Source organism: Streptomyces kanasensis (assembly GCF_043077165.1).
In the GTDB taxonomy this organism is placed as follows: Bacteria; Actinomycetota; Actinomycetes; order Streptomycetales; family Streptomycetaceae; genus Streptomyces; species Streptomyces changanensis.
This window is the reverse complement of record NZ_JBIBSF010000019.1, coordinates 41,788-45,298: the sequence shown is the minus strand read 5'-3', so window position 1 is coordinate 45,298 and position 3,511 is coordinate 41,788. Positions and strand designations below refer to the sequence as shown.

Below are 3,511 nucleotides of genomic sequence, written 5' to 3'. Positions count from 1 at the left end.
GCGCTGCGGGACGTTGATCTCCTCTTACCCAAGCGCGCGGGACCACTCCGCCCACCCGTTCATCACGTCCTGGCCGGGCGGGCGGGGGGGGCCCGCCGCGGGTGTCGACACCCGCGGCCGGGCCTCCGTTCGTCCCGGGTGCGGGACGGCGGGGCCCGGTCCCGCCGGCGGTACGCCCTCCCTGACCGGCCGGGAGCCGTACCGTACCCCTCGACCCACAAGGAGGGACGATGAACCACGACCACCGCTGGATCACCACACCCCTGACCGCCGACCTCCTGCGCGGTGCTCTGGACCTGGAGCGCACCGAGCGGGGCGTCCTGCCGCACCGGCTGCCCGCACGGGCCCGCGCCCAGTGCGACGACGGACAGCTGGCCCTGGCGGAGTCGCAGCCCTCCGGCGTCCGCCTGGTGTTCCGCACCCGGGCCACCGCCGTCGAGCTGGACACGCTCCCCACCAAGCGGGTGTACCCGGGCGCCCCGCCGCGCCCGGACGGCCTCTACGACCTGGTCGTCGACGGCCGTCTGACCGGCCAGGCCGGCGCGAGCGGCGGCGACACCCTCACCATCGACATGGTCGCCGGTACCGCCGAGCACCGGGCGGGCCCGATCGCCACCGTCCGCTTCGCGGGCCTCGGCGGGGGCGACAAGCACGTCGAGCTGTGGCTGCCGCACAACGAGACCACCGAGCTGATCGCCCTGCGCACCGACGCGCCCGTCGAGCCCGTGCCCGACCACGGCCGCAGGGTGTGGCTGCACCACGGCAGCTCCATCAGCCACGGGTCCGACGCGGGCAGCCCCACCGCCACCTGGCCGGCGGTCGCCGCCGCGCTCGGCGGCGTCGACCTGGTCAACCTGGGGCTCGGCGGCAGCGCCCTCCTCGACCCCTTCACCGCACGCGCCATGCGGGACGCCCCCGCCGACCTGATCAGCGTCAAGATCGGCATCAACCTCGTCAACGCCGACGTCATGCGGCTGCGCGCCTTCGCCCCGGCCGTCCACGGCTTCCTCGACACCCTCCGCGACGGCCACCCCGCCACTCCCCTGCTGGTCCTCTCCCCGCTCCACTGCCCCATCCACGAGGACACCCCCGGACCGAGCGCCTTCGACACCGCGGCGCTCTCCACCGGCCGGCTGCGGTTCCGCGCCATCGGCGACCCCGCCGAGCGCGCGAACGGCAAGCTCACCCTGCGCGTCATCCGCGAGGAACTGGCCCGCATCGCGGAGCGCCGCGCGGCCGACGACCCGCACCTGCACTTCCTCGACGGCCAGGCCCTGTACGGCGCGGCGGACTACGCCGAACTGCCACTGCCCGACGAACTCCACCCCGACCCCGCGAGCCACCGCCGCATCGGCGAGCGTTTCGCCGCCCTCGCCTTCGCCCCCGACGGCCCCTTCACCGTCTAGGTCCTGTCTTGTGGATCGGGCCGGATCAGGGAGTCCGGTGCTGGGGGATCGCAGGGCGGAGGGGAGGGAGCCACCGCGGAGCACGGGCGACCGACGGCGAGGCGGCGAGGCGCGGTGCCGGACGCCGCGCGCCCGGCACGATCCGAATAGACAGGCCCCAGCCCCACCCGCGACCCGATCCCCTGCCCGCACCCCGCCGCCCCGGAGGGTGACGGAGCACGCCCGGGCGCCGGCGGACGTCGAACCGCCGGCGCCGGGGCTCGCGGGCCGGGGGGCCACGGGCGGGGGTTCACGGGCGGGGGCCGATGGTGTGGGGGCCGTCGCGGACGACGATGGCCAGGGCGGGGCAGGAGTCGGCGGCGTCCAGGGCGCGCTCGTCCGCGGGGATCCGGGCGTGGACCGGTGCGGCGTGGGCGTCTTCCAGGCGGAAGAGGTCGGGCGCCAGCGCGGCGCACATGCCCGAGCCCATGCACCGGCCCTGGTCGACCTCCGTGGTCCAGGTCACCGGGTCACCACCCCACCGGCATCTCGCGGGGGCCGCGGACCAGCATCTGGTTCTTCCAGACGATGTCACCGGCGAGGTGGAGGTCGGGGAAGCGCGTGAGGAGCGCCCGCAGGGCCTCCTGCAGTTCGAGGCGGGCGAGGGGCGCGCCGAGGCAGTGGTGGACGCCGTGCCCGAAGCCGAGGTGCTGCACGTGGGTGCGGGTGATGTCGAGCCGGCCGGGGGCGGTGAACTTCAGGGCGTCCCTGTTGGCGGCCCCGACCGCGACGAGGACGGGCTCGCCGGCGCGCACGAGCGTGCCGCCCACCTCGACGTCCTCCTTCGCGTACCGGGGGAAGGCGGCGCCGCTGCCCAGCGGCACGAAGCGCAGGAGTTCCTCGACGGCGCCCGCGAGGAGTTCGGGGCGCTCGCGGAGCAGCGCGAGCTGGTCGGGGTGTTCGAGGAGGGCGTACAGGAAGTTGGGGATCTGGCTCGCCGTGGTCTCGTGCCCGGCGACGAGGATGCCGACGCACAGGTCGACCAGTTCGAGTTCGGTGAGGCGGTCGCCCGAGTCGCGGGCGTCGATGAGCGCGGTCATGAGGTCCTGCCGGGGGCGCTCGCGGTGGTCGCGGATCAGCCCGGACATGTACGCGCGCAGCTCCTCGCGGTTGCGCCGGAACTCCTCGGCGGTCAGGGAGCTCGTCGACAGGACGGCGTCGCTCCACACGCGGAACTTCGGCCGGTCCTCCTCCGGGACGCCGAGCATCCGGCAGATGACGGCGACGGGGATGGGCAGGGCGTAGTGCTCGACGAGGTCGACGGGCGGGCCGGCGGCCTCCATCCCGTCGAGGAAGCCGTGCGCCAGGTCCCGCACCTGCGGGCGCAGCTTCTCGACCTGGTGCACGGTGAACGCCTTCGCCACGAGGGTGCGCAGGCGGGTGTGTTCGGGCGGGTCCATGCCGAGGATGCCGGAGTCCTGCTGCGCGGGGGACTGCCGCGGCTCGTCGTGGAACACGGCGTCCGCCCGGCCGAAGCGCCGGTCGCCGAGGACGAGGCGGGCGTCGGCGTAGCGGGTGGCGAGCCAGGCGGGCTCGCCGTAGGCCATGCGGACGCGTAAGAGCCCCGGGTGGTCCAGGGCGTCGGTGTAGGCGTCGGCCAGGCCCAGGCCCTCCGGTTCGTTGAAGGGGTAGGTCAGCGGTGCCTGCTCGCGAGCGGTCGTCACGGGGAAGCCTCCCTGGTGTAAGCAGCTGCTTACCAACCTAGAGTTGGCTCCGAGAGCGGTCAACGGCGCCTCCGGCCCACGGGGTTGGAACGCGTCTTCGAACGACGGGACGGGGGCGGCTGGTGGCCGGATGGGCGGGTGCCGGAACGGCGCGGCGCGGTGACGGAGCGGTGCGGGTGGAGCCGGGCGAGACGGTGGGGGCGGACGGGACGGTGGGGGCTGGCGGGCCCGAGGAGGGCCGGGGGCGGGAGGGTGCCGGGGCTGGGGCGGGCAGTGATGGCCGTGCCGTGCGCGCCGCGGGCGGCCCCCCCCCCCCCCCGCGGCCCCCCGCCCCGGGCGGGCCGTTAGCCGCCCCGGGGTAACAGCCGGCGCCCGGTAGGGCCCACACCGGGGGGGGCGCCC

Annotated in this window: 3 protein-coding genes; 1 reads left to right on the top strand and 2 read right to left on the bottom strand. The window is 75.7% G+C overall.

Annotated elements, in window-relative coordinates; translation table 11 throughout:
- Nucleotides 1-230: 230 nt before the first annotated feature.
- Nucleotides 231-1,406, top strand: a complete 1,176-nt coding sequence (locus ACF053_RS29865; RefSeq protein WP_391956876.1) for a GDSL-type esterase/lipase family protein — start codon at nt 231-233, stop codon at nt 1,404-1,406.
- A gap of 289 nt (nt 1,407-1,695) precedes the next feature.
- Here ACF053_RS29865 and ACF053_RS29860 read toward each other — a convergent pair whose 3' ends face one another.
- Together ACF053_RS29860 and ACF053_RS29855 are read right to left on the bottom strand one after the other, a co-directional pair.
- Nucleotides 1,696-1,911: a ferredoxin gene (locus ACF053_RS29860; RefSeq protein WP_391956875.1), complete on the bottom strand. Its 216-nt coding sequence runs from the start codon at nt 1,909-1,911 to the stop codon at nt 1,696-1,698.
- A gap of 4 nt (nt 1,912-1,915) precedes the next feature.
- Nucleotides 1,916-3,109: a cytochrome P450 gene (locus ACF053_RS29855; protein ID WP_391956874.1), complete on the bottom strand. Its 1,194-nt coding sequence runs from the start codon at nt 3,107-3,109 to the stop codon at nt 1,916-1,918.
- Nucleotides 3,110-3,511 lie beyond the last annotated feature (402 nt).

Coding starts and splice junctions, on each gene's coding strand:
- ACF053_RS29865 (WP_391956876.1), top strand. CDS start 231: ATGAACCACGACCACCGCTGGATCACCACACCCCTGACCGCCGACCTC.